The organism is Tsukamurella sp. NPDC003166 (genome assembly GCF_040611135.1).
Lineage (GTDB): Bacteria > Actinomycetota > Actinomycetes > Mycobacteriales > Mycobacteriaceae > Tsukamurella.
The window spans coordinates 1-24,473 of sequence record NZ_JBEXNL010000015.1; the positions used below are offsets into that span (position 1 = coordinate 1).

24 protein-coding genes are annotated in these 24,473 nt (G+C 70.4%); 17 read left to right on the plus strand and 7 right to left on the minus strand.

Annotated elements, in window-relative coordinates:
* The first annotated feature begins 145 nt into the window (after positions 1-145).
* A complete protein-coding gene (locus tag ABZX10_RS16440; RefSeq protein WP_355541935.1) occupies positions 146-1,096 on the plus strand; it encodes an FAD-dependent oxidoreductase in 951 nt (316 codons plus the stop codon).
* Entirely contained in the window at positions 1,093-4,485 is a 3,393-nt protein-coding gene (gene lysX / locus ABZX10_RS16445) for a bifunctional lysylphosphatidylglycerol synthetase/lysine--tRNA ligase LysX (RefSeq protein WP_355541938.1), read from the plus strand. The genes ABZX10_RS16440 and lysX overlap by 4 nt, the downstream gene beginning before the upstream one ends.
* Before the next feature lie 19 nt (positions 4,486-4,504).
* Here lysX and ABZX10_RS16450 read toward each other — a convergent pair whose 3' ends face one another.
* Positions 4,505-5,590 carry a YeiH family protein gene (locus ABZX10_RS16450; RefSeq protein ID WP_355542277.1) on the minus strand — a complete coding sequence of 362 codons (1,086 nt, stop codon included), beginning with the start codon at positions 5,588-5,590 and terminating at the stop codon, positions 4,505-4,507.
* Positions 5,591-5,789: 199 nt separating this feature from the next.
* On the opposite strand from ABZX10_RS16450, the gene ABZX10_RS16455 reads away from it, so the two are divergent.
* Positions 5,790-6,071, plus strand: a complete 282-nt coding sequence (locus tag ABZX10_RS16455; RefSeq protein ID WP_355541941.1) for a DUF2277 domain-containing protein — start codon at positions 5,790-5,792, stop codon at positions 6,069-6,071.
* Positions 6,072-6,075: 4 nt separating this feature from the next.
* On the opposite strand, the gene ABZX10_RS16460 is transcribed toward ABZX10_RS16455, so the two are convergent.
* Entirely contained in the window at positions 6,076-6,903 is an 828-nt protein-coding gene (locus ABZX10_RS16460; protein ID WP_355541944.1) for a hypothetical protein, read from the minus strand.
* 106 nt (positions 6,904-7,009) lie between these two features.
* Here ABZX10_RS16460 and ABZX10_RS16465 point away from each other — a divergent pair, with 106 nt between their 5' ends.
* The 13 genes from ABZX10_RS16465 to ABZX10_RS16525 all read left to right on the plus strand — a co-directional run bounded on the left by ABZX10_RS16465 (position 7,010) and on the right by ABZX10_RS16525 (position 19,268).
* Entirely contained in the window at positions 7,010-7,930 is a 921-nt protein-coding gene (locus tag ABZX10_RS16465; RefSeq protein WP_355541947.1) for an ABC transporter ATP-binding protein, read from the plus strand.
* Complete coding sequence (locus ABZX10_RS16470; RefSeq protein WP_355541950.1) at positions 7,927-8,688, plus strand: ABC transporter permease; 762 nt, start codon at positions 7,927-7,929, stop codon at positions 8,686-8,688. The genes ABZX10_RS16465 and ABZX10_RS16470 overlap by 4 nt, the downstream gene beginning before the upstream one ends.
* Before the next feature lie 50 nt (positions 8,689-8,738).
* On the plus strand, positions 8,739-9,128 hold the full coding sequence (locus ABZX10_RS16475) for a DUF5313 family protein (RefSeq protein WP_355541953.1): 390 nt from the start codon (positions 8,739-8,741) through the stop codon (positions 9,126-9,128).
* 9 nt (positions 9,129-9,137) lie between these two features.
* The gene (locus tag ABZX10_RS16480) at positions 9,138-10,016 is read left to right on the plus strand and encodes a 3-methyladenine DNA glycosylase (RefSeq protein ID WP_355541956.1); all 879 of its coding nucleotides are present in this window, start codon (positions 9,138-9,140) and stop codon (positions 10,014-10,016) included.
* A gap of 342 nt (positions 10,017-10,358) precedes the next feature.
* Complete coding sequence (gene rpsL / locus ABZX10_RS16485; protein WP_068522692.1) at positions 10,359-10,733, plus strand: 30S ribosomal protein S12; 375 nt, start codon at positions 10,359-10,361, stop codon at positions 10,731-10,733.
* Complete coding sequence (gene rpsG / locus ABZX10_RS16490; RefSeq protein WP_068533086.1) at positions 10,733-11,203, plus strand: 30S ribosomal protein S7; 471 nt, start codon at positions 10,733-10,735, stop codon at positions 11,201-11,203. The genes rpsL and rpsG overlap by 1 nt, the downstream gene beginning before the upstream one ends.
* Before the next feature lie 86 nt (positions 11,204-11,289).
* Positions 11,290-13,395 (plus strand): elongation factor G, encoded by a 2,106-nt coding sequence (gene fusA / locus ABZX10_RS16495; protein WP_355541961.1) that lies wholly within the window; start codon positions 11,290-11,292, stop codon positions 13,393-13,395.
* 151 nt (positions 13,396-13,546) lie between these two features.
* Positions 13,547-14,737, plus strand: a complete 1,191-nt coding sequence (tuf, locus tag ABZX10_RS16500; protein ID WP_355541964.1) for an elongation factor Tu — start codon at positions 13,547-13,549, stop codon at positions 14,735-14,737.
* Positions 14,738-15,440: 703 nt separating this feature from the next.
* Positions 15,441-15,887, plus strand: a complete 447-nt coding sequence (locus ABZX10_RS16505; RefSeq protein ID WP_355541967.1) for a hypothetical protein — start codon at positions 15,441-15,443, stop codon at positions 15,885-15,887.
* Between the two features lie 28 nt (positions 15,888-15,915).
* Positions 15,916-16,980: a hypothetical protein gene (locus ABZX10_RS16510; protein WP_355541970.1), complete on the plus strand. Its 1,065-nt coding sequence runs from the start codon at positions 15,916-15,918 to the stop codon at positions 16,978-16,980.
* Between the two features lie 47 nt (positions 16,981-17,027).
* On the plus strand, positions 17,028-17,444 hold the full coding sequence (locus tag ABZX10_RS16515) for a hypothetical protein (RefSeq protein ID WP_355541973.1): 417 nt from the start codon (positions 17,028-17,030) through the stop codon (positions 17,442-17,444).
* 66 nt (positions 17,445-17,510) lie between these two features.
* Positions 17,511-18,161, plus strand: a complete 651-nt coding sequence (locus ABZX10_RS16520) for a hypothetical protein (RefSeq protein ID WP_355541976.1) — start codon at positions 17,511-17,513, stop codon at positions 18,159-18,161.
* A 45-nt stretch (positions 18,162-18,206) separates the two neighbouring features.
* Positions 18,207-19,268, plus strand: coding sequence for an ATP-binding protein (locus ABZX10_RS16525; protein ID WP_355541979.1), 1,062 nt, complete (start codon positions 18,207-18,209; stop codon positions 19,266-19,268).
* A gap of 13 nt (positions 19,269-19,281) precedes the next feature.
* Here ABZX10_RS16525 and ABZX10_RS16530 read toward each other — a convergent pair whose 3' ends face one another.
* Positions 19,282-20,202 (minus strand): TIGR04222 domain-containing membrane protein, encoded by a 921-nt coding sequence (locus ABZX10_RS16530; protein ID WP_355541982.1) that lies wholly within the window; start codon positions 20,200-20,202, stop codon positions 19,282-19,284.
* Positions 20,203-20,473: 271 nt separating this feature from the next.
* Between ABZX10_RS16530 and ABZX10_RS16535 the strand changes: the two genes are divergently transcribed.
* Positions 20,474-20,830 carry a DUF732 domain-containing protein gene (locus tag ABZX10_RS16535; protein ID WP_068573171.1) on the plus strand — a complete coding sequence of 119 codons (357 nt, stop codon included), beginning with the start codon at positions 20,474-20,476 and terminating at the stop codon, positions 20,828-20,830.
* A 7-nt stretch (positions 20,831-20,837) separates the two neighbouring features.
* On the opposite strand, the gene ABZX10_RS16540 is transcribed toward ABZX10_RS16535, so the two are convergent.
* From ABZX10_RS16540 to ABZX10_RS16555, 4 genes are all read right to left on the minus strand, one after another.
* Positions 20,838-21,716 carry a hypothetical protein gene (locus ABZX10_RS16540; protein ID WP_355541986.1) on the minus strand — a complete coding sequence of 293 codons (879 nt, stop codon included), beginning with the start codon at positions 21,714-21,716 and terminating at the stop codon, positions 20,838-20,840.
* Positions 21,717-21,779: 63 nt separating this feature from the next.
* Positions 21,780-22,568 carry an ABC transporter ATP-binding protein gene (locus ABZX10_RS16545; RefSeq protein WP_355541988.1) on the minus strand — a complete coding sequence of 263 codons (789 nt, stop codon included), beginning with the start codon at positions 22,566-22,568 and terminating at the stop codon, positions 21,780-21,782.
* Complete coding sequence (locus tag ABZX10_RS16550) at positions 22,565-23,437, minus strand: ABC transporter permease (protein ID WP_355541990.1); 873 nt, start codon at positions 23,435-23,437, stop codon at positions 22,565-22,567. Before ABZX10_RS16550 ends, ABZX10_RS16545 begins: the two co-directional genes overlap by 4 nt.
* Positions 23,434-24,438, minus strand: coding sequence for an ABC transporter substrate-binding protein (locus ABZX10_RS16555; protein WP_355541993.1), 1,005 nt, complete (start codon positions 24,436-24,438; stop codon positions 23,434-23,436). Before ABZX10_RS16555 ends, ABZX10_RS16550 begins: the two co-directional genes overlap by 4 nt.
* Between the last annotated feature and the right edge of the window lie 35 nt (positions 24,439-24,473).

The window sequence follows — 24,473 nt, forward strand, 5'->3', positions numbered from 1 at the left end:
CGCCTCGTCGGCATCCTCCACGGCTGCCTCGCCAGCCGAAACCGCTACAACGAGACCACCGCCTGGCGTCACCGAACTGAAATCGACGCACACGCCGCTTGACTCCCTACGCCCCTGGGATGTCTAGTCCTGACACACTGTTCGTGTGACTGGGGTGACGATCGTCGGTGCGGGTGTGATCGGTCTGTCGTGCGCGGTGCGCCTGCTGGAGGCGGGGCACGACGTGCGCGTGTACGGGCGGGCGCTCCCGCCGTCGGCGCCGGGAGCGGAGCGGGCGGGCCGCGTCGACACCGTGACCTCGGCCGTGGCCGCCGCAGTCTGGTACCCCTACCTCGCCGAGCCCCGCGACCGGGTCGGCGGCTGGTCGGCGACCGCGCTCACAGCATTCACGGACCTCGCCGCCCGGGGCGTCGACGGTGTCGTCATGACGCCGGGCACGGAGATCTTCCGCAAGCCCGTCCCGGAGCCGTGGTGGGCATCAGCGGTGCCGTCGGTCGAGCGGGTCCTCGAGCCGCGTCCCGGGTACGCCGAGGGCTGGAGCTTCGTCTCGCCGGTGATCGAGATGCCCGTCTACCTGCCCTGGCTCGCGGGGCGCGTGCGGGAGCTGGGCGGCACCGTCGAACAGCGCGACGTACGGTCGCTCGACGAGCTGAACGGGCTCGTCGTCAACGCGACCGGGCTCGGCGCGCGCGAGCTGGTCGGCGACGCGTCGATGGAGCCGGTCCGCGGGCAGGTCGTCCGCCTCGAGCAGGTGGGCGTCGACCGCTGGTGGATCGACGATTCCGCCCTGGACCTGGGTGTGACCACCTACGTGGTGCCGCGCTCGCGCGACATCGTCGTCGGCGGCACGGAGGACCACGGCGCAGAGGACCTCACCGTGGACCCCGCCACCGCCGACGCCATCCTCGAGCGGGCCCGGGACCTCGTACCCGAGCTGCGCGATGCGCGGGTGCTGGGCCACAACGTCGGCCTGCGGCCCTCCCGCCCGACGGTGCGCCTCGAGCGCGAGGGGGACGTCGTGCACTGCTACGGACACGGCGGCGCCGGGGTCACGCTGAGCTGGGGCTGCGCGGACGAGGTCGCGGCGCTCGTATGACGCCCGAGGTGCTCGCTCCGGCCCACCGCAGCTACTCCTCCCCGCCGCGCACGACGGACGAGCGGCGCGACCGGTTCGCGCGGGCGGTCGCCAAGTGGCTCGCCCGGCTCACGGCCGCGGCCGCGCTCGTCTCGCTCCTGACCCTGCTGTTCCACGGGCAGCACCTGTTCCTGGTGCTCGCGGACATGATCAGCGCGCTCGGCGTCCCGACGGAACCGAGCCTGTTCGTCGTCGCCCTGCTGACGCTGCTCAGCGGTGCACTGCGCCGCAGGCTGCGCGCTGCGCACACCGTGACCCTCGTGCTCATGGCGCTGACGACGCTGTCGAACGCGGTGGACCTCGTCGCGATCACCACCGGCGACACCCGGTTCGGGCGCGCCCCGCACCTGTTCGACGTGTACTGGTCGGTCCGCGAGTCCGCGTCGGGCGCGGCCGCGGCGACGCTGCTCGCCGGCGTGTGCTTCGTCGCGGTGGCGACGTCTCGGCGCGCCTTCCCCGCGCGGCTGACCGCGGGCTCGCGGGGCGCTGCGGCGGGCACGCTGATCGGTGGTTTCGTCGTCGCGTACGCGATCACCCTGGCCCTCACGGCGATGTTCCCGCACACGCTGACGACCCTTGCGGAGAAGGCGACGTGGGCGCTGCGCAGCACGTTCGGCGTGATCGTCCCGCCGGGTCAGGACTTCCTGCTCGACGGGCGGTCGGGGTTCCGCTGGGTGTACTCCGTCTCCGGCGGGCTGTCCGCCGCGGTGCTGGTACTCACGGTGATGGTGATCTGGCGGGCCTCGCGCGGCTCGGAGATGCTCACGGAGGAGGACGAGTCCGCGGTCCGGCGGCTGCTCCTCGAGCACGGCGAGGACGACTCGCTCGGCTACTTCGCCACCCGCCGCGACAAGTCGGTGGTGTTCGCGCCCGACGCTCGCGCGGCGATCACCTTCCGGGACGTCGGCACGGTGTCGCTGGCCAGCGCCGATCCGATCGGAGAGCGGCAGTCATGGCCCGCCGCGATCGACAGCTGGCTGGCGCACTGCCGCGAGCACAGTCGCTATCCGGCGGTCAGCGCCGCGTCCGTCGACGCCGCGCGCATGTTCGCCGGCGCCGGTCTGAAGACCCTCACGCTGGGGGACGAGGCGATCATCGACGTCGACGCCTTCACGCTCAGGGGCCGCCCGATGCGGGCCGTGCGGCAGGCCGTGACGCGGCTGCGCGCGGCGGGTTACACGATCGACGTCCGTCGGCACGCCGAGGTGACCGCCGACGAGATGGCCGAGGTCGTGCGGCTGGCCGAAGCGTGGCGCGGGCAGAACACCGAGCGCGGCTTCACGATGGCGCTGGGTCGGCTGGGCGACCCCGTCGACGGCAGGTGCGTGCTGGTCACCGCCCGCGACGCCGAGGGCACTCCGCAGGGCCTGCTGTCCTTCGTCCCGTGGGGAGCGCGGGGGCTGTCGCTGGACCTCATGCGCCGCTCGCCCGACGCCGAGAACGGCCTGATCGAGGCCATGGTGACCCACGTGGTCGAGCAGGCCCCCGCGATCGGGGTGCGACGGATCTCGCTCAACTTCGCGATCTTCCGCGCGGTCTTCTTCGGCGCCGACGACGTGGGCGCCGGCCCGGTGACCCGGCTCAGCGACGCGGTCCTGGGCTTCGCGTCGCGCTTCCTGCAGATGGAGACGCTGTACCGGTCCAACGAGAAGTACCGTCCCGAGTGGGTGCCGCGGCTGCTCTGCTACGACCCCGCGCTGACCGTCGTGCGAACGGTGATCGCCGTCGCGATCGCCGAGGGGTACATCCCGCACCTGATCCCGAAGTTCCTCACCGGGCCCGGCCGCCCCGACGACCAGCCGGCGCGGGACCCGCGGTTCACCGCGGCGCTCCTCGCCGACGAGGCCCGACTGCTCGTCCGCGAGGCGCCCGCGCCCCGGCTGTCCGAGCAGGAACGCGTCCGGCGCCGCAAACTGGACGCGCTGGAGGCGGCTGGGATTCCGGGCTACCCGAGGTCCGTGCCCCGGACGCACGGCCTCGCGGAGATCCGCGCGGCGCACCCGCGCCGCGAACCGGACGCGGCGTACGGCACCGTCGTCTCGGTGACCGGGCGGGTGCGGGCGCTGCGCGACTTCGGCGGCGTCACGTTCGCCGTGCTGGAGGAGGACGGCGCGCGCCTGCAGGTCCTCGCCGACCGGGCGGGCTCGCCCGCCGAGGCCCGCGCCGCGTGGCGGACCCTCGTCGACCTCGGTGACCTGGTGTGCGTGACCGGCGAGGTGATCTGCTCGCACACCGGCGAACTATCGGTGCGCCTCGACGAGTGGCGGATGGCGGCGAAGTGCCTGAGCCCGGTGCCCGCGTTGCGCGCCAGGATCGCCGACGGTACGCGCAACCGCCTGCTGGACCTCATCACCAACCGCGACGCGGTGGACCTGCTGTACCGGCGTTCGGCCGGCGTTGCCGCGCTACGCGCCGAGTTCGCGGCGCGCGGATTCACGGAGGTCGAGACCCCGATGCTGCAGGGCGTGCACGGCGGCGCAGCGGCGCGCCCGTTCACCACGCACATCAACGCCTACGACCAGGACCTCTACCTGCGGATCGCGCCGGAGCTGTACCTCAAGCGTCTCGCGGTGGGTGGCATGAGCCGGATCTTCGAGATCAACCGCAACTTCCGCAACGAGGGTGTCGACGCCACGCACAACCCGGAGTTCACCGCGCTGGAGGCGTACGAGGCCTACGGCGACTACGACGCCATGCGCGTGCTGACCCGCGAGGTGATCCTCGCCGTGGCCGTCGCGATGAACGGCCGCCCCGTGGCGTTGCGTCCGGAGGGCGAGGTGGACCTGAGCGGGGAGTGGCCCGTCGTGACGGTGCATGAGGCGGTCTCGCGGGCCGTCGGGACGGAGCTGACGTCGGGCTCGACCCGCGCGGAGACGGCGTCGGTCTGTGGCCGGTTCGGCGTTCCCGCGCCTGCCACGGCGAGCGCGGGGGAGTTGGTCGTCGCGCTGTACGAGGCGCTGGTCGAGAGGAGGACGACCCACCCCACCTTCTACTGCGACTTTCCGGTGGAGGTCTCGCCGCTCACGCGCCGCACCTCGTACGACCCGAACCTGACGGAGCGGTGGGACCTCGTCGGCTTCGGCGCCGAGTTGGGCACCGCCTACACCGAGCTCAACGACCCGGTCGACCAGCGGGAGCGGCTCACCCGGCAGTCGATGGCCGCGGCCGCGGGCGACCCGGAGGCCATGCAGCTCGACGAGGGCTTCCTCAAGGACCTCACGTACGCCATGCCGCCGACCGGCGGCCTCGGACTCGGTGTGGACCGGATCGTCATGCTGCTCGCGGGCGTCAACATCCGTGCCACACTGGCCTTCCCGTTCGTCCGGCCGCTGGTCGACGGGACCGCGTAGCGGCGGGGTGTGGTCGCGCTCAGCCGGCGGCGACACCCCAGTGCAGGACGCGCGCCGTGAACAGGACCAGGCCCAGGGACACCGTCGCCACGACGACCAGGCCGACGACGGCGACGGCGAGGGGCCGCCACCCCGTCCGCGCGATCTCGCGGAGGTCGGTGTTGAGGCCGACCCCCGCGAAGGTGAGCAGGAAGGCCCACTTCGAGAAGTTCGCGAGGCTCGCGAGGCCGCCCTTGTCGATCACGTGGAAGGTGGCCAGCGCCGAGACCGCGAGGAAGCCGAGCACGAACTTCGGGAACTTGTCCCAGACGAACCGCGCCTTCGCACCCACGCCGGGGGCGATCGCGTCCGCCTGCCCGCGGGAGGCCCAGTACACCGCGAAGCCGAGCACGACGAAGCCGATCAGCGCGTTGCGCGTGGACTTCACGACGACGGCGAGCTTGCCCGCCTCGTCGGAGAACAGATAGCCGGTGGCGGTGGTCTCGGCGGTGTTGTCCACTGCGAGGCCGGCCCAGAGACCGAACTCGTGGTCGGTGAGGCCGATCAGGTGACCGAGAGCGGGGAGCGTGAACAGAGACACCGCGCCCAGCGCGAGGATGGCCGTGATCGCGTACGAGACGTCGGAGTTCCGCGCGCGGATCGCGCCGCGGGCGGCGACGATGGCCGAGACCCCGCAGATCGAGGTCCCGATCGCGAGCAGGCTGCCGAGCTTGCCGGACAGGCCGAGCAGCCGTGCGACCAGCAGGATGATCGCGCCCGCGATCGTCATGTCGACCAGGATGAGCAGGAAACTCGTGCCGCCCAGCTTCGCGACGTCGCCGAGCACGAACCGTGAGCCGAGCGCGATGATGCCGATCTTGAGCCAGAACTCGTAGCTGCCGATCCCGGGCCGGAAGATCTTCGGGATCCCGACGGTGTTCGCCACCACCAGACCGAACAGGATCGCCCACAGGACGTACTCGATGTTCGGGAAGGTCCAGTGATGGGCCTTGACGGTGCCGTTCACCCAGGACTCGGTGACTTTCGCCAGCAACCCGATCGCCAGGAGCAGCAGGACCCCGGGCGCATAGGCCAGGAGTCGCTGCGGGCCGGGCGGCGCCTCGATGACGGTGTCACCCGCCGCAGTGTCCGCGGTCACCAGCCGATCCTCGGCAGCACGCCGGCGACGGCCGCCAGCACGATCACACCGGTCACGATGACAGACCACCAGTCGGCGTCGAGATTCTTCACGTGAGCGAGCCTGTCGGTGCCGTGTCCGGATCGGAAGGGTTCCGATCCGGCGGATTCGAACGTAGCGTGGATGCATGTGCCGCAACATCACTGAACTGCGCGGGCTCGAGCCCGCGGCCACCGACGAGGAGATCGAGGCCGCCGCGCGCCAGTACGTGCGCAAGGTCTCCGGCGTGCAGAAGGTGAGCGATGCCAATCGCGAGGCCTTCGAGCTCGCCGTCGCCAAGGTGACCGCCGCCACGGAGGAACTGCTCGACGCGCTGCCCGCGCGCCGGCAGCCGCCGAAGACGGTGCCGCCCCTGCGGCGCCCGGAGGTTCGGGCGCGCATCGCGGCGCGCGCTGCGGCCGCGGGCTGAGTGATCAGTCGCTGTGAGCTGTGCTGACGTCCGTCCCCGCGTCGGCAGTGCTGTCGGCGGTCCGCTGCGTCCCGCCGCTCCGGGACAGTGCGTCGGACAGGATCGCGGCGTTCTCCGTCGCGACGGCGCCCGCCGCGTCCGCGCCGGCGGACACCGCCGCTGAGGGGTCACCCGTGCCCGCCAGCGTCGTGGCCGCGGCGTTCGCCGTCTGCGTCGCGCCGAGCAGGGAGAGCTCGGGGACGTAGAACGCCGCCGCGAAGAAGGTGTTCGTGGTTCCCACCACCGCGGTCTCCACCGGACCCTGCGGAGCGGGCGCGCTGCCGAACGGCGGCGGCGTGGTCAACGGCGGGGGAGTCGGGGCCACGGGCGGCAGCGGTTCCTGCAGGGCCGCCAGCAGATCCGTGCGCAGCGCGCCGACGGTGCCGGTGCCCTCGCCGATCCGCATCAGGTCGATCGTCCCCACGAGCACGCCGTTCTGGAACCGCGGCACGACCTGGTTCAGGTCGTTGCCGATGATGCCGGTCATCGCCGCGTTCGCCGGTGCCGACACGGCAGCGGCGCCGGCCCCGAGCGCGGCGAGCGGGGTCCGGCCCGCCCCGACGGCCATCAGGGCCGCGCCGGGCGCGGCGACCAGCCCGGCCGGCACCGTCAGGACGCCCTGCGCGGCGTAGGGGCAGATCGCGGAGCAGTTCTGCAGCTGGTTCCGCGCGAACTGCTGCAGCAGCGCCCCGGCGGGCGGGGGACTCGCGGACGGCGCGGCCGCGGCGGGAACGGCCGTCCCGAGCACCGCCGCGGAGAGTGCCGCCAGGGTCACGGGGATCCGGATACGCATGAGGGAAATCTACGCCGAACATGATGTGGATCACAGGGTCGGATCCACCCCGGTCTCCACCCGCGGGTGGATCCGGGCGCGGTCGCCGCAGGGCAGCGTGGGCGGCATGTCCACGGCACTCGAACTCCGATCACTGACCAAGACCTATCCCGCCGCCGACGGCGGTGTCATGACCGCGGTCGACACCCTCGACCTGACGATCGAATCCGGCGAGGTCGTCGCCTTCCTGGGCCCGAACGGCGCCGGCAAGAGCACCACCATCGACATGATCCTCGGCCTGATCCCGCCCGACGCGGGGACGGTCACCGTCTTCGGCGGGACGCCCGGGGAGGCGGTCGCGCAGGGCCGCGTGGCCGCGGTCCAGCAATCGGGCGGCCTGCTGCCCACTCTGACGGTGCAGGACACCGTCGACCTGGTCGCGGCTCTGCATCCCGGCTCGGACCCCCGCGCCGCGATCGCCCGCGCGGGCATCGACGGGATCCGCACGCGGCAGGTCGGGAAGTGCTCCGGCGGCCAACAACAGGCCCTGCGGTTCGCGCTCGCGCTGCTCGCGGAGCCGGACCTGCTGATCCTCGACGAGCCCACCGCGGGCATGGACGTCGACGCCCGCCGCCGCTTCTGGGCGTCGGTCCGCGCCGACGCCGGACGCGGCTCGACGGTCCTGTTCGCGACGCACTACCTCGACGAGGCGGACCAGTTCGCCGACCGCGTCGTCATGATCGCGCGCGGCTCGATCGTCGCCGACGGCCCGACCGCCGAGGTCCGGGCCGTCGCCACCGGCCGGCAGCTCTCCGCCGTCGTCGGGTCCGACGGTGCCTCCGCCCTCCTCGCCGCCGTTCCCGGCGTCCGGGTGGCCGAGGTGCGGGGCGCGCGCACCGTCTTTACCGCCGACGCGGAGGCCTCCGACGAGGCCCTGCGGTTCCTGCTCACCCGTACCGACGCGCGCGACGTCGAGGCCACGACGCACGGCCTGGAGGACGCGTTCGTCGCCCTCACCACGGAGCTCACGAAGGAGAACGCACGATGACCACCACCCTCGCGGGGCTCACTCCCCGCTTCCTCGCGCTCGACATCCGTCGACAGCTGCGCAACCGCCAGACGCTGATCATCACGACGGTGCTGCCGGTGATCCTCTACGTCGCCCTGTTCCGGCAGAAGGGGGTCGACGTGCGGTTCGCCCACGGCGACTTCGCGTCCTGGATGGCGGCGGGGCTCGCGCTCTACGGTGCCGCGTCGGCCGCCACCACGACCGCGGCGCAGGTGGCGGTCGAAAGGTCGACGGGCTGGGTCCGCACGGTGCAGCTGACGCCGCTGCGGCCCGCGGGGTACCTCGCGTCGAAGGTGATCGGCGCGCTCACCGTCGCCGCAGTGCCGGTGCTCGTGATCGCGGTGCTGGCGCTGGCGACCGGCGCGCAGGTGGAGACCGGCGCCTTCGCCGCGGCCCTGCTCATCGCCTGGCTGGGCTCCGCCGTGTTCGGCGCCCTCGGGCTGGCGCTGGGCCTCGCACTGCGACCCGAGATCGTGATGCACGTGCCGGGACTGTTGCTGACCGTGCTGGCCTTCGCGGGCAACGTGTTCCTGCCGCTCTCGGGCTGGGCGCTGACGGCTGCTCAGTTCACGCCGATGTACGGGGTCGCGACGCTCGCGCGGTACCCGATCACCGGCGGCTGGCAGTTCTCGGGGGCGCACGTCTCGCCGCTCGTCGCGGTGGTGAACATCATCGTGTGGTTCGCGGTGTTCGCCGGGCTCGGAGCCATCGCCTACCGGCGCAGCGCCGCCCGGTGAGCGGATTCCGCACGATTGTGAGCTGCATCACATCGGCGTAATCTGGGGGTATGTCCACTACCCGAACCACACCGAACCTCCTCGAGCGGGTGAAGTACCTCATGGGGATGCGCCTGCCCGACTCCATGCACGACTGGGTGGTCAACGACGCCACCGGCCCCGGCCACAACCGTCGCTTCTTCATCCGTGGGGCACTGATGTTCGTGCCCTTCCTCGTCGTCGCGCTGGCCCTGCCCTCGCCGCTGTGGGTCAAGCTCGCCCTCGTCGCGATGATGGCGCTGCCCGCCATCGTCTTCGTCGGCGGCCTGCGCTCGATCTACCTGCAGGAACTGCTCGCCGATAACGGCATCGACCCGCACACCGAGAGTGGTAGCCAGCTCGCCGAGCATCGTCGTCGCGCGGCGGTGTACGAGGAGAAGTACCGGCACCGGGCGGCGTAGCCTCGCCGGGTGACGGTAGAACGCTCCTGGGAGCCGGGGCACGTGCTGGACCTGCACGGCACCGTCGGCGTCCTCCGCCGGGGCGCGGGCGACCCGGCGTACGCCCGCACGCCCGACGGTGCGCTGTGGCGCGCCGTGCACACGCCCGACGGCCCGGGGACGCTGCGGCTGCGCCTGGCCGGGGGTGTCGTGACGGCCCAGGCGTGGGGGAGCGGCGCGCCCTGGCTGCTGGAGAACGCGCCCGCGATGGCGGGCGAGCACGACGACCCGTCCGCCCTGGTGCCGCGACACGCGATCGTCGAGCGAGCCGTCGCGGCCTCGCCGGGGCTGCGCCTGACCAGGTCGAACCGCGTATGGGAAACCCTGGTACCCACCGTTCTCGAACAGAAGGTCGTCGGCGCCGAGGCGTTCCGGGCGTGGCGTTACCTGCTGCGGCGGCACGGCACCGTCGCGCCCGGGCCCGACGGGCGTCCCGACCTGCGGGTCCCGCCGCCGCGGGAGGGGTGGGCCGCGATCCCGGATTGGGAGTGGCACCGGGCCGGCGTGGAGCCGGTGCGGATGCGGACGATCGTCGGTGCGAGCGCCGTCGAGGTCGAGCATCGCCCGGGGCGGCTCGGGGCGCTGCCGGGGGTCGGACCATGGACCGTCGGCGAGTTGCTCGGGCGGGCCTGCGGCGACCCCGACGCCGTTCCGGTGGGCGACTACCACCTGCCGCGGATCGTGGGAATGGGTCTGGCGGGCGAGGCGTTGGACGATGCCGGGATGCTCGAGGTCCTCGAGCCCTACCGCGGGCAGCGCGGCCGGGTGGTCAGGCTGCTCGTCCGGGCGGGGGTGGACCGCGAACGACGGGGCCCGCGCGTGCCGGTCCGGGACTACCGGGCATGGTGACGGCAACTCTTTTGACCATGGTGAGTTCAGCACGGTAAGCTGGGGAGCCGTGCCTGATGAACATCAGGACGATCTCACGTGTCTGTGCGTAGGCCGGGTGACCGGAACCGCCCACAGGTGCGCGACACGCCCGACCTCGGGGTACGTGCGGGGCGGGTAGCTACTTCCCGGAAACGGGACTGACCAGCGGAAACGGCGAGAGTCGTGGAAGCGGGTGGGGCCGCGCTGCGGAGTTCCGACCTTCGTTGAGGTCGGGGACTGCCCGGAGCTACAACCGCAGCAGTAGGAACACGTCGGCCGCACGGCCGACGAAGCCGAAGAACGTAAGGAAACAGCGCTTCTATGCCGACTATCAACCAGCTGGTCCGTAAGGGCCGCCGGGACAAGGCGTCCAAGACGAAGGTGGCCGCCCTCAAGGGCTCGCCGCAGCGTCGCGGCGTCTGCACCCGCGTCTACACCACGACCCCGAAGAAGCCGAACTCGGCGCTTCGTAAGGTCGCCCGCGTCCGCCTGACCAGCTCGGTCGAGGTCACCGCGTACATCCCCGGTGAAGGCCACAACCTTCAGGAGCACTCGATGGTGCTCGTCCGCGGCGGTCGTGTGAAGGACCTCCCGGGTGTTCGCTACAAGATCATTCGCGGCTCGCTCGACACCCAGGGTGTCAAGAACCGCAAGCAGGCGCGGAGCCGCTACGGCGCGAAGAAGGAGAAGGGCTGATGCCTCGTAAGGGACCGGCGCCCAAGCGCCCCGTCGTCAATGACCCCGTCTACGGCTCGCCCGTGGTCACCCAGCTCGTGAACAAGGTGCTCCTGGACGGCAAGAAGTCCACCGCCGAGCGCATCGTCTACGGCGCCCTCGAGGCGACCCGTGAGAAGACCGGCACCGATCCGGTTCTCACGCTGAAGAAGGCGCTCGACAACGTGCGCCCGTCGCTCGAGGTCAAGAGCCGCCGCGTCGGTGGCGCCACCTACCAGGTGCCGATCGAGGTGAAGGCCGGTCGCGCCAACACCCTCGCGCTGCGCTGGCTGGTGACCTTCACGCGGCAGCGTCGCGAGAAGACCATGATCGAGCGGCTCGCCAACGAGATCCTCGACGCGAGCAACGGTCTGGGCGCTTCGGTGAAGCGTCGCGAGGACACCCACAAGATGGCCGAGGCCAACCGGGCGTTCGCGCACTACCGCTGGTGACTTGATCTCGGGCCGGCCGCCCCACGGCGGCCGGCCCGGGTCACCGGAGTTCCACCCATCCTTCAACGAGAACGAGGCTTACCACCGTGGCACAGGAAGTGCTTACCGACCTCACGAAGGTCCGCAACATCGGCATCATGGCGCATATCGATGCCGGTAAGACCACCACTACCGAGCGCATCCTGTTCTACACCGGCGTGAACTACAAGATCGGTGAGACCCACGACGGTGCCTCGACCACCGACTGGATGGAGCAGGAGAAGGAGCGTGGTATCACCATCACCTCCGCCGCCGTCACCTGCTTCTGGAACGGCAACCAGATCAACATCATCGACACCCCCGGGCACGTCGACTTCACCGTCGAGGTGGAGCGCTCGCTCCGCGTGCTCGACGGTGCCGTGGCCGTCTTCGACGGCAAGGAGGGCGTCGAGCCCCAGTCCGAGCAGGTCTGGCGTCAGGCCGAGAAGTACGACGTCCCCCGTATCTGCTTCGTCAACAAGATGGACAAGCTGGGCGCCGACTTCTACTTCACCGTGCGCACCATCGAGGAGCGCCTCGGCGCGAAGCCTCTGGTCCTGCAGCTGCCGATCGGTGCCGAGGATGCCTTCGACGGCGTCGTCGACCTGATCGAGCAGAAGGCCATCACCTGGCGCGGCGTCGTCGAGACCGGTGCCGAGCCGACGATCGAGGAGATCCCGGCGGACCTGGTCGACAAGGCCGCCGAGTACCGCGAGAAGCTGCTCGAGACCGTCGCCGAGTCCGACGAGGCTCTGATGGAGAAGTACTTCGCCGGCGAGGAGCTCTCGATCGAGGAGATCAAGGGCGCCATCCGCAAGCTGACCGTGTCGCGTCAGCTGTACCCGGTGCTGTGCGGCTCGGCGTTCAAGAACAAGGGCGTGCAGCCCATGCTCGACGCCGTGATCGACTACCTCCCCAGCCCGCTCGACGTGCCCTCCATCGAGGGCCACGCCGTGGGCGACGAGGAGAAGATCCTCTCGCGCAAGCCCAGCAAGGACGAGCCCTTCTCGGCTCTGGCGTTCAAGATCGCCGCGCACCCGTTCTTCGGCAAGCTGACCTTCGTCCGCGTGTACTCGGGTCACATCGACTCGGGCACCGGCGTGCTCAACGCCACGAAGGGCAACAAGGAGCGCATCGGCAAGCTCTTCCAGATGCACGCCAACAAGGAGATGCCCGTCGAGGATGCGACCGCTGGTCACATCTACGCGATGATCGGCCTGAAGAACACCACCACCGGTGACACGCTCTGCGATCCGGCGAACCCGATCGTCCTCGAGTCCATGACCTTCCCGGACCCGGTCATCAACGTCTCGATCGAGCCGAAGACCAAGTCCGATCAGGAGAAGCTGGGCGTCGCGATCCAGAAGCTCGCCGAGGAGGACCCCACCTTCTCCGTCGAGCTCGACGATCAGACCGGCCAGACCGTCATCGGCGGCATGGGCGAGCTGCACCTCGACATCCTCGTCGACCGCATGCGTCGCGAGTTCAAGGTCGAGGCGAACGTCGGCAAGCCGCAGGTCGCGTACCGCGAGACGATCCGCAAGTCGGTCGACAAGCACGAGTACACCCACAAGAAGCAGACGGGTGGCTCGGGCCAGTTCGCGCGCGTCATCATCAAGCTGGAGCCGCTGGAGGACGCCGAGGACGGTGTCACCTACGAGTTCGTCAACGCCGTGACCGGTGGCCGCGTCCCGAAGGAGTACATCCCTTCGGTCGACGCCGGCGCGCAGGACGCGATGCAGTACGGCGTGCTCGCGGGCTACCCGATGGTGAACGTGAAGGTCTCGCTGCTCGACGGCGCGTACCACGACGTGGACTCCTCCGAGATGGCGTTCAAGATCGCCGGCGCGCAGGCGTTCAAGGAGGCCGCTCGCAAGGCCGGCCCCGTCATCCTCGAGCCCATCATGGCTGTCGAGGTCACGACCCCCGAGGACTACATGGGTGACGTGATCGGCGACCTCAACTCCCGCCGTGGCCAGATCCAGGCCATGGAGGAACGCAGTGGTGCCCGCGTCGTCAAGGCGCAGGTCCCGCTGTCGGAGATGTTCGGCTACATCGGCGACCTCCGGTCGAAGACCCAGGGCCGAGCGAACTACTCCATGGTTTTCGACTCGTACGCCGAGGTTCCGGCGAACGTGTCGAAGGAGATCATCGCGAAGGTGAACGGGGAGTAGTTCTCCCCGCTCTCCGGAGCGTGGCGCTTCCCGGCTCCCGCCGCGGCGTCAGACCCACGGCCCCGGCCGTGGCGTCGAGAACAACTGAAGTAATCACACTCGCTTGCTGGGCACCCGGCCTTGCAAGCACCTACGTCCAGGAGGACATCAAGTGGCGAAGGCGAAGTTCGAGCGGACGAAGCCGCACGTGAACATCGGCACCATCGGTCACGTCGACCACGGCAAGACCACCCTGACGGCTGCCATCACCAAGGTTCTGGCCGAGAAGTACCCGGACCTGAACGAGGCCTCGGCCTTCGATCAGATCGACAAGGCGCCGGAGGAGAAGGCTCGTGGTATCACGATCAACATCTCCCACGTCGAGTACCAGACGGAGAAGCGTCACTACGCTCACGTCGATGCGCCGGGTCACGCCGACTACATCAAGAACATGATCACCGGTGCCGCGCAGATGGACGGCGCGATCCTGGTCGTGGCCGCCACCGACGGCCCGATGCCCCAGACGCGTGAGCACGTGCTGCTCGCCCGCCAGGTCGGCGTGCCCTACATCCTTGTCGCCCTGAACAAGTGCGACATGGTCGACGACGAGGAGATCCTCGAGCTCGTCGAGATGGAGGTCCGCGAGCTGCTGGGTTCGCAGGAGTTCGACGAGGACGCCCCCGTCGTCCGCGTGTCGGGCTACCAGGCCCTGCAGGGCGATGCCAAGTGGACCGAGTCGATCCTCGAGCTCATGAACGCGGTCGACACCGCGATCCCGGATCCCGAGCGTGAGACCGACAAGCCCTTCCTCATGCCCGTCGAGGACGTGTTCACGATCACCGGTCGTGGCACCGTCGTCACCGGTCGCGTCGAGCGCGGCATCATCAACGTCAACGAGGAGGTCGAGATCGTCGGCATCCGCGAGAAGTCGACGAAGACCACCGTCACCGGCATCGAGATGTTCCGCAAGCTGCTCGACTCGGGCCAGGCGGGCGACAACGTCGGTCTGCTGGTCCGTGGCCTCAAGCGCGAGGACGTCGAGCGCGGCCAGGTCGTCGTGAAGCCCGGCACCACCACTCCCCACACGGAGTTCGAGGGCCAGGCGTACATCCTGTCGAAGGACGAGGGCGGCCGCCACACCCCGTTCTTCAACAACTACCGTCCGCAGTTCTACTTCCGCACCACGGACGTGACCGGCGTCGTGACCCTCCCCGAGGGCACCGAGATGGTCATGCCCGGCGACAACACCGAGATGAGCGTCAAGCTCATCCAGCCGGTCGCCATGGACGAGGGCCTGCGCTTCGCGATCCGCGAGGGTGGCCGCACCGTCGGTGCCGGCCGCGTCACGAAGATCATCGCCTGATCTTCGGTCACAGCTGAGAACGGCGTCTCTCCCTTCGGGGAGAGGCGCCGTTTTCGTATATCGGGGGCTCTCGGGTGCGGTCATCCGGGCCCGACGATGCCCTGATCCGGACCACTCCGGTACGCCCGGATTCGGGATGGACGACTCGACGACGGGCCGATCCGGATGTCCCGATCCGCTCCGGCTGCGTGTGCACACCGCCCGGAAGGCGCTCGATCGTCGATCGCAGACGGTGGATGGTTCCACCGGTCACCGGGTTTCGAGGCGAGCGCAGTAGCCCGACCCGCTTCCGCGACCGACATGAATCCGGTTGTTGCGCAAGAGGATTCGAACCCCCTCTCTCTTCTTCGGTCGTTTTGAGAGTGCTTCGGGCCGCGGCGGGGGCTCCGTCGCGCGAAGGCTCGGCAGCCCGGCGGCGTCAAGCCGCCACTCCGGCGATCGCGACAGTGTGAGCGAAAACACGTTGCCATCAGTCGATAACTCGCCGCGAGACATTTAGTCTTGCTAGTGGATCGAGAAATAACGATCCGGAACAGAAGATACGGGGCTGCCGTCGCATTGGTGGTGGCGTCGAAAATTGTCACTAGTCACTTGTTAATAGTTCAATGGAGGGACTGTCCTCATGAGCAGAAGTCTCAGGCTGCTTACGTCTCACAATCTCAGCCGCTCAGCCGGTCGTACATCACCCGAACGGTGAACCCCCGTGGACTCCGACTCGGACGATCGCTCACCGACCGTATTCGGAATCCGCACCTGGCAGGATGTCCGGATTTTCCTGCACGCCACGGCGCCGGCCGCATCGCCCTTGCTACTGACCGTGTCGACCTTCAGTGACCGTGCCGCGCAGCTCATCACCGCGGTCTGTGCGCTGATCGTCGCCGTGACCGACTCCAGTGTCTCCGCCCTGAAATCGCCGGAGCGCTTGAGGTACTGGATCTATCCGGTGCTCACCGCGCTGGGCTCGGTCATCGTCGTCGCGGGGCTCGTCACCGAGCATCAGTGGGCCATTCTGGTCGCGTCCGCACCCATCGTCCTGGGTGGCACCGCGGCGCGCGCGAACGCGCTCGAATCGTCCGTGCGCAGCAGGAATCCGGAATCCGGGTACCCGGCCGAACAATCGGACGACCCGTCGAATTCGGATATCGAATAACACCCTCATGAAGTAAGGAATATTTGTCATGCCCAATATCAATACGACCGATATCGATGCCTACAAGCGTCGGCTCCTCACCCCCACCAATCTCGCGGAGCTCGGGATCACCCCCGACTCGGTGGGCTCGATCCTCAATTCGGACCGGCTGAAGCTGTCGTTCCTGAAGAACGGTGATGTCGTGACCGTTCGACCCACCGGGCTCTCCATCAATTCGGTGGTCTTCGGTGACTATTCGGGTCCGTCGGCCGCGACGCTCGGATACAACGCGTACATGAACATCGGCGCGCCGATCGTGGAGCAGAGCGCCGACATCGTCCAGCCCGCCGCCGATGTCCTGTCGCTCCGTGCCTACGAGAACCGCGCCGGCGCGGGAGTGGCCAGGAACTTCTCCGACACCGTCGAGTTCACGATCTCCAACAAGCTCACGTGGAACCTCGAGGGCACCACGGAGATCACCTTCACCGATGAGGAGACCTCGGAGCAGTCGGAGACCGAGGAGCGGGAGATCACGGTCGAACTCGAGGCCCGTGCCGCGAACGCGTTCACCGTGCACAACCACAAGGACAACATCGGTACCGAGAACGAGACCACTCTCGAGGCGGCGGTGACCGATGCCGTGCGGGAGATGGTCGGCGCCACCTCACTCGGCAGCTCGATGATGGGCATGGAGCTGATGTTCGGGATCACCGGCTCGATCGGTGGAGAGCTGCTCACCACGTGGCGCTCGTCGTCCACCGTGTCCGGCGACATCCCACCGAGCTCCCGCGTCCAGACGATGGCGACCCAGCGGCGACAGCTCACGCAGTTCACCTACGAGCTGCCGATCACGTTCGGCGGCTTCGTCGCGCTGCAGTACCCCCAGGAGGTGCCGCTGCAGCAGGTACCGCCGCAGGCGAAGCAGCCGACCACGGCCCGGGTCATCGCGCAGGACATCGCCACTCTCGGGTTGATCGATCCCGATCTCACCTACCGGCCGAAGGGGATCGCGGAGATCGTCTCCAGCCTCGCCGTCGACCACACGGTGTTCGCGGAGGAGCCCATGGGCAACAAGAACCAGTCGTTCAGCCGCACGCGCGAGCACTACGTGTAGCCGACGGACGACCACTGAACAACTCACCGACTGAAGGAACTGACATCATGATCTTCGAAACCATCACCGAATTCGCGACCAAGCTCTCGCAGACCGCCGGCACCACCGAGGGCGGGATGTCGAATCTGCTGCCCACGGAGCGGGCCGAGACCACCCACGTGCCGCCGCACGATCCCGCGCTCCCGTACGAGGTCGGCGTGCAGGACCCGAAGGTCGTCCGCGAGACGATCCCGGCACTGCGCAACGTGTTCGACTACGTGGGCGGGGTGACCGGCGGGATCGCCGGCGCGGTGGCGTCGCAGTCGAGCGCGCTGAAGGATCCGACGTCGACGACCGACGCCGCGGGCGCGATCTTCAAGCAGGGCGCCGAGACGACCTCGAAGGTGCCCGAGAAGGTGCAGAAGCCGTCCGTCGACCAGTCGCCGGCCCCGACCGTCCCGACCGCGCCGAAACCCAACGCCTAGCGCACCGGCCCGCCCCTTCCCCGTGGAGGGGGCGGGCCGCGCTCGGCCGACACAGGAGACCGCGACATGGACACCCTGTTTGCCGATATCAGCGAGTGGCAGCCGCCGCTCGATGACTCGTACCCCTACCGCGTCCTGTCGATCCGCTCGAACGACGGCACGCACAGGGACGACAATTTCGCGCACAACTACGACCTCGCGACCGAATGGCTGGACCAGGGCCGGCTCGAGGTACTCATCGTCTACGTCGTCATCCGGCAGAACTGGCAGGACTGCGTCCGCACCCACGTGCAGATGCAGGGCGACGACCGACCGGGCGTCGTGAGCATGGTCGACGCCGAGTCCTGGAACGGGCGGATCGCGGGCGACAACTCGGAGGCGTTCAACGGCGCCGTCCGGCAACTCTCCGTATGGCGCGCGGGTCCGGGGGCCGGGCAGCTCGACCGGCCACGCCGGGTGATCGGCTACCTCAATCCGAACGATGCGGCGATCTGGCCCAGTCGGCCGCGGATGAGGTGGATCGTGCCCGCGTACGGCGCTCTTCCGAGATTCGGCCCCGACACCGTCGACCTCGCCGACGGGATGATCGCGCACCAGTACACCGACGGATCCGGGTACGGCGGGGGACTCCCCGAGGGCTACGGCGACGTGCGCTGTGACATGAACTCGGCGGACGGTGCGTCGGTCCGGATGTTCGCCCAGCAGCTGGGGGTGTGACGGATGCTCCCGTCCCATCCTCCCGCGGCGAAGGCGCCACCGATCGTGGTGGGGAGGTCCGAGCCGCGCTCCGAGCTCCGGCGGGTCCTCGACACGGTGGCCTCGACCGGTACCTCTGCGCCGCAGGTGTGCGTCGTGCGGGGGCTGGACGGCATAGGCAAGACCTCGGTCCTGCGTGCCGTGCAGTTCGAGGCCGAGACGCGCTTCGCGATGTGCACCCTTCGGGCCTCCCTGCGGTCCGGCACGCCGTCGGACGCCCTCGCGGCGGCCGCACGGCGGCGGTGCGGGGAGGCGGCGGTGGTACCCGTCCGCGGGCGGCGTGCACACCGCCCCGCCTCGTGCCAGGCCCACGACATCGAGGCTCTGCTGCGGTCCGTCGCGCGGCGCACCGTCGAGGAGAGGCCGGGAGGTCTCGCCGTCTTCCTGGACGATGCCGACGGTGCGGACCCGGCCGTGCTGCGCACCGTCGCCCGTGTGGTCCGGAGTTCTCGGGAGGGGCGGGCGGGCGCGCCGGTCGCGTTCTTCATCGCGGCCGCCCCGGGCCGCTTGAGCGTGGACTCGGTCTCGGCGGACGAGGCGCGGTTCGAGACGCACGATCTGGAGCGTCTCGACGCGGACGCCTCGCGGCGGTTCCTCGCCCTGCCCGCCGCGAGCGGGGGCGTCGAGTGGGAGGAGGAAGCGATCGACCGCGCGGCCGCGTGGGCCGCGGGGTTCCCGGCAGCGCTGCAGGTGATCGGTGCGCATGCGTGGGCGGCCGCGCTGACGGCACGCAGGCCGGCGCGCACGATGTCGAAGGCGCACGTCGACGCGGCGACGCGGCCCGCGATCCGATCGCTGGGCCCTCTGTACGTCGCCGCGCTCAAGCAGGTCACGGAGCCGCGGGAGCGGCGATTCCTCGACGCGCTCGCAACGCTCCCGGGCGGGACGGCCACGCAGGCGGACGTCGCCCGCGCGATGGGAGTCCCGGGGCGCACTCTGACCGCCGCCCGGGCGCGACTGACGCAGGCCGGAGTGCTCGTGGCCGCCGAGTCCGGCGGACTGGCGTTCGGGATGCCGGGCCTCGACGCCCACCTGAGGTTCGCGTCGCGTGCCGCGGAGCGTAGGTGATGACGGTGCACCGTCACCCGCCGCATCCACCCCCGCCGCAGCTACTGCTGGACGACGAGGACGAGCCGCAACTGCTGCCCGACGAGCAGCTGCTGAAGGACGAGCCCGACGAGCAGCTGGACCCCGAACCCGTGCCGCCGCCGATCGTGAACGCCGGCGTCATCGCCGCCGCCTGCGCGGCTGCGGGCGTCGCCGCGAGGACCGGGTCGAACAGCATCAGCGAGGCGACGCCGAACAGCGCCGCGCCGTAGGCCGCCGCCTGGGGGCCGTAGGTGCGCATCGAGGGTTGCAGGCGCGGATGCAGGTGGGCGTTGCGCTGCCGGGCCGCCTCGAGTTCGCGCCGTCCCGCCGCGGTGCGCCGGCGCGTGCGGAACGCGAAGTACAGGAACAGCGCGCCCATCGCGAGCATCGCGAGGACCAGGAATCCGACCGGCCTGCCGTTCGCCAGCCCGGCGCCGAGTCGGGCGAAGCCGAGGATGATCACCGGCAGGAGCAGCAGCGCCGACCACGCGCTGCGGGGCTGCCGGCGCAGCAGGCCGTCGCGTACGAGGTCGGAGCGCAGCTGCCGCAGCGGCGTCTGAAGGTCCCTGACCAGGGACGTCGACCCGCTCGCGATGCGCTCGCCGACGGATCGGACGAACCAGTCCAGGGTCGTGCGATCCTCCCGGGTGATCGCGCGCACGGGCGTGCCGTCCGCGTCGATCACTCCGGCGACGCGCAACTGGGCGATCGCGGCGAGTACCGCGTTCCCGTCGGAGACGAGCATGCCGACCTCGACCGGGCTGAGCACGGCGATCCGTCGGCCGCGATCGCCGCTCGCGCCCCGCGCGATGAGCGCGATGCCCACCGAGAAGAAGCACAGGACGAGGTAGAGGAGCAGGAACTCCCCGCTCGCGATGCCCCAGGTCTCGCCCGCGGCCAGGTAGTGCGTCATCGTGATCCACCCCTCTCGTCGATGCGCTCAGACTGGCGGTGAATCGGCGATCGCGCCACTGCGGGAAGGGCTTCGAGGCCGATCCGTGACCGATCCCATGGTCGGCTCTCAGGTGGCGGCGCGGCGGCGCGGCCGTCGAACGGCGGGCGGTTCGACGGTGCGGTGCCCGGCCCACCGCCGGGACGTGCGGGAATCGTCACGCGGACGACGGCGATCGGCGATAATCGTCCGCACGTGGGGCGCGGCCCCACCCGACGGAGGTGAGCGGACGATGTCGAAGCTGATGAGGGCGATGGCGGCCGGAATCGCGGCGCTGGGTGCCGCAACACTGGTCCAGGCCCCGGCCCACGCGGACGGTCGGCTCGACCAGGGCCGGTTCCTCGTGGTCACGAGCAACATGCACGACTTCGTCAAGCCCTTCGGGAACCGCACCACCGATGCGCAGATGCTCCGGTTCGGCTATCAGGCCTGCGCCGCCCTGGACCGCAACCCCGCGAGCACCGTCGCGGCGACGCAGTCGCTGTACCGGCAGGCGGGCAACCCCGAGTGGGAGCGTCAGCAGGTGGTGTTCTACGCCGCGCAGTATCTGTGCAACCGGAACTGGGACCGGTACAAGACCTACCCGTGACGGCGGTTCAGCGGGCCAGGTAGCGGGCGAAGGTCCACGCGTACACCGCGGACTCGACATCGTGATAGGCCGCGGAGAGTGTGGCCTCGACGAGCGCGCGCTCGAGGAGACGGTCGCGGAGCGCGGCACCGTCGGGCGGCCCGCCGCCGGCCGTGAGCACGCGCGGTGACGTGCGGGTGAGGCTGAGGACGTCGGCGAGCGCGTCCTGATCGAGGCGCAACTGGGTGAGCACGTCCTGGGGCACGGGGTGCCCGCCGGACAGGTACCGCCGGGCCTCGGTGCGCGCCTCGTCGACACCGATCGCGTGCGCGGGGTCGACGGTGACCCGCTCCAGGTCGCGCAGGAGCGCGCGGGTCTGCCGGGCGGCCTCCTCGGGGTTCATCGCCCGGATCTGTTCGATGCGGGCGGGGGAGGCGACGACCTCGAACCGGGTGGTGCGACGGGGCAGGACCGGCCCGGGGTGGCGCTGCCCGACGAGCTTCCAGGGCCCGTTCGGGATGTGGTGCGCCCGGCTGGGATGCGTGGTCGCGACCGCGCGGATCGTGTAGCCGCCCTGCTCGGCGAACTCGATCAGCTGGCGCACGGGATCGTCGACGGTGGCCCACGCCGCCGCAATGGGGACGTTCCAGAGGACCCGCACGTCGGTCGGGACGACGGTGCCGCGCGGCAGCCATCCGGCGTCCGTGGTGGTGGCCACCAGGAGGGGCTCGGCGCCGCGGGTGAGGTAGGCGACCGCCCAGTTCAGCCCCGACTCGGGGAGGTGCGGGCCGCTGCGCAACGAGCCGAGGATCGATGCGACGACGGCGCGGACCTGTTGGACCTCGGGACTCTCCGATGGGGGTGCCCCGGGCGCCTGCGGACGGCCGACGGGGATGGGGACGAGCAACGGTAGATCGATCGTTCCCGCCTCCTCACCATCGTCCCTTGCGACCGCAATTCTAGCCGAGGCTCAGCCGACGGATTCCTCCACGCCCAGCTCGTGGAGCAGCCTGCGGCGAAGGTCGCCGAACCCCGGGACGCCCCTGCGCCGCGGCCGCGCGAAGGGCACCGCGAGTTCGGCCCCGATTCTGCCCTCCTGCAGGACCAGGACGCGGTCCGCGAGCAGGATGGCCTCGTCGACGTCGTGGGTCACGAGGAGCACGGCTGGTCCGTGGGTGCGGCACAACTCGGCGACGAGGGCGTGCATCCGGATGCGGGTGAGCGCGTCGAGCGCCGCGAAGGGCTCGTCGAGCAGCAACAGCTGGGGCGCACGGACCAGCGCCCGGGCGAGCGCGACCCGCTGCGCTTCGCCGCCGGAGAGCGTGCTCGGCCAGTCCTTCTCGCGCCCGCCCAGCCCGACCTCGGCGAGCGCCGTAGCCGCGGCGGCCCGCGAGCGACGGGCCCCGGACACGCCGAGGAGGACGTTGTCCGCCAGGCGTTTCGACGCGATCAGCCGGGGTTCTTGGAAGACGACGGTGCGTTGCTCGGGAACGAGAACGGTCCCGTCGTCGACGGTGTCGAGGCCCGCGAGGGCGCGCAGCAGGGTGGTCTTGCCGCTTCCGCTCGCACCCAGCAGCGCGACGAACTCGCCCTCGGCGATGTCCAGGTCGAGGCCGTCGAAGATCGTGCGCTCGCCGAAGGCCTTGCGCGCATTCGCGATGCGCACGGCGGTCCGGGTGTCGACGGTGCCGCCGGGTACCGATGCGGGCGGAGTCGGCGCCTCGGGGGGTACGGGGGTCGTGGGTAGGGTCGCGGTCATGCGCGGGCGGCCTTCCGATAGGGCATGAGCAGGCGTTCGAGGAGCCGGACGACGACGTCGACGCCGAGTCCCCACAGGGCGTAGATGATGATGCAGAGGACGAGCACGTCGGTCTGGAAGAACTGCTGAGCCGAGGTCATGAGGAAGCCGATGCCCTTGGGCGCGTTGGACTGTTCGGCGACGATGAGCGCGATCAGCGAGACCGACAGCGACACCCGCAGACCCACCAGGATCGACGGCAGCGCCTCCGGGATCACGACCTGCCGGATCAGGCCGACGCCGCGGAGCCCGAAGGTGTGCGCCGCCTCGATGACCTTGCCGTCGACCTGGCGGACCCCGCCGTGGGTGTTGATGTACAGCGGGAACATCGCGGCCGCGGCGATGATGATGATCTTGGGTTTCTCATCGATGCCGAACCACAGGATCAGCAGCGGCGCGATCGCCAGGAACGGGATGGTGCGCAGCATCTGCACGGTGGGGTCGAGGAGCTGATCGCCGAGGCGGCTCAGCCCCGCGGCGACGCCCAGGACGAGGCCGAGGCCGCCGCCGATCGCGAAGCCGACGGCGGCGCGGCGCAGCGACACCGTGGCGTTGTCGGCGAGCGTCCCATCGCCGACGAGCCGGGTGAAGGCGTCCCACACCGCGGCGGGCGACGGGAAGGTCTCGGGGCCGAAGACGCCGCGGGCGGCGAGCACCTGCCAGAGCGCCAGCAGCGCGACGGGCACGCTGGCGCGGAGGACGAGGTCGACCCATCGCGGCTGCGTCCGGCGCCGTCGCCCCGCGGGCCGCACGAGGTGGCCGGTGTCCGCGGTGCCGCTCGCCCCGCGCGGGGCAGGCGAGGCCGCCGGATCGTTCAGGGTGGCGGTCACTTCCCGTTCACCCAGGCGTTCACGTCGAAGGCGCCCGAGACTTTGCCGGTGGCGACGAGGAAGTCGAGGGTGCTCCGCACGGTTCGCACGCCGTCGGGGTCGGCGGCCTGGGAGCCGAAGCGCAGCAGGTTCGCCTCGCGGATGGCCTGCTCTGGGGCGCCGGTGACCTCGGACTCGAAGCGTGCGTAGCCGTCCGGGTCGGCGGCGATCTCCTTGTTGCCCGCCTCGATCGCCTCCCAGACAGCCTGGCGCACTGCGGGATGCGCGGCGACGAAGGAATCCGACGCCAGGGTCACCGAGGTGGCGAGCAGGTCGGGGTTGTCCTGACTGGCCTTGGACAGGATCGGGAAGGGGGTGCGCTGACGCCAGATCCCGGCGGTGGTCGCGGGTACCGGGACCGCGTCGATGTCGCCGCGCTGGAGGGCGGGGAGCGCGTCGGCGAACAGGAGGTTGACCAGCTCGGTCTGCTGCAGGACGCCCGCGCGTTCGAGCACCGCGCGGCCGTACTTGTCGAAGTTGGATCCGAATTGCAGCGCGACCTTCTTGCCCGCGAGCTCCTTGATCGATTTCACGCCGCCGATCTTGGTGAGGAACCAGATGTCGTTGGTCGGGCGGTCCACGACCAGCGCGGACAGCTTGAGGCCGCTCCCGCGCGCCTGGACCGCGGGGGTGTCGCCGATCTGCCCGATCTGCAGGCTGCCGGCCGAGAGGGCCTGTGCGACGGGCGGGCCGTTGTTGAAGGAGACGTAGTCGCCGTACTTGAAGCCGTGTCGCGCCAGGATCGGTTGGACGACGCCCTTCTTCAGGCCGAAGCCGATCGCGCCGACCGACGCGGGCTTCTTCCCGGCGGTGCCGTTCCACGGAGCGCCGAACTTCAGCTCGACCAGCCCGGCCGAGGCGGACGACGGGGCCGCCCCGTCGGCCCCGGAGCCGCAGCCGGCGACGAGCGCGGCCGTGACGGCGACGGGCAGGGCCAGGGTGAGCAGGCGGGAGCGGAGCATGTGGATCCTCGTACTTTCGAAGTGGGATGTTCAGC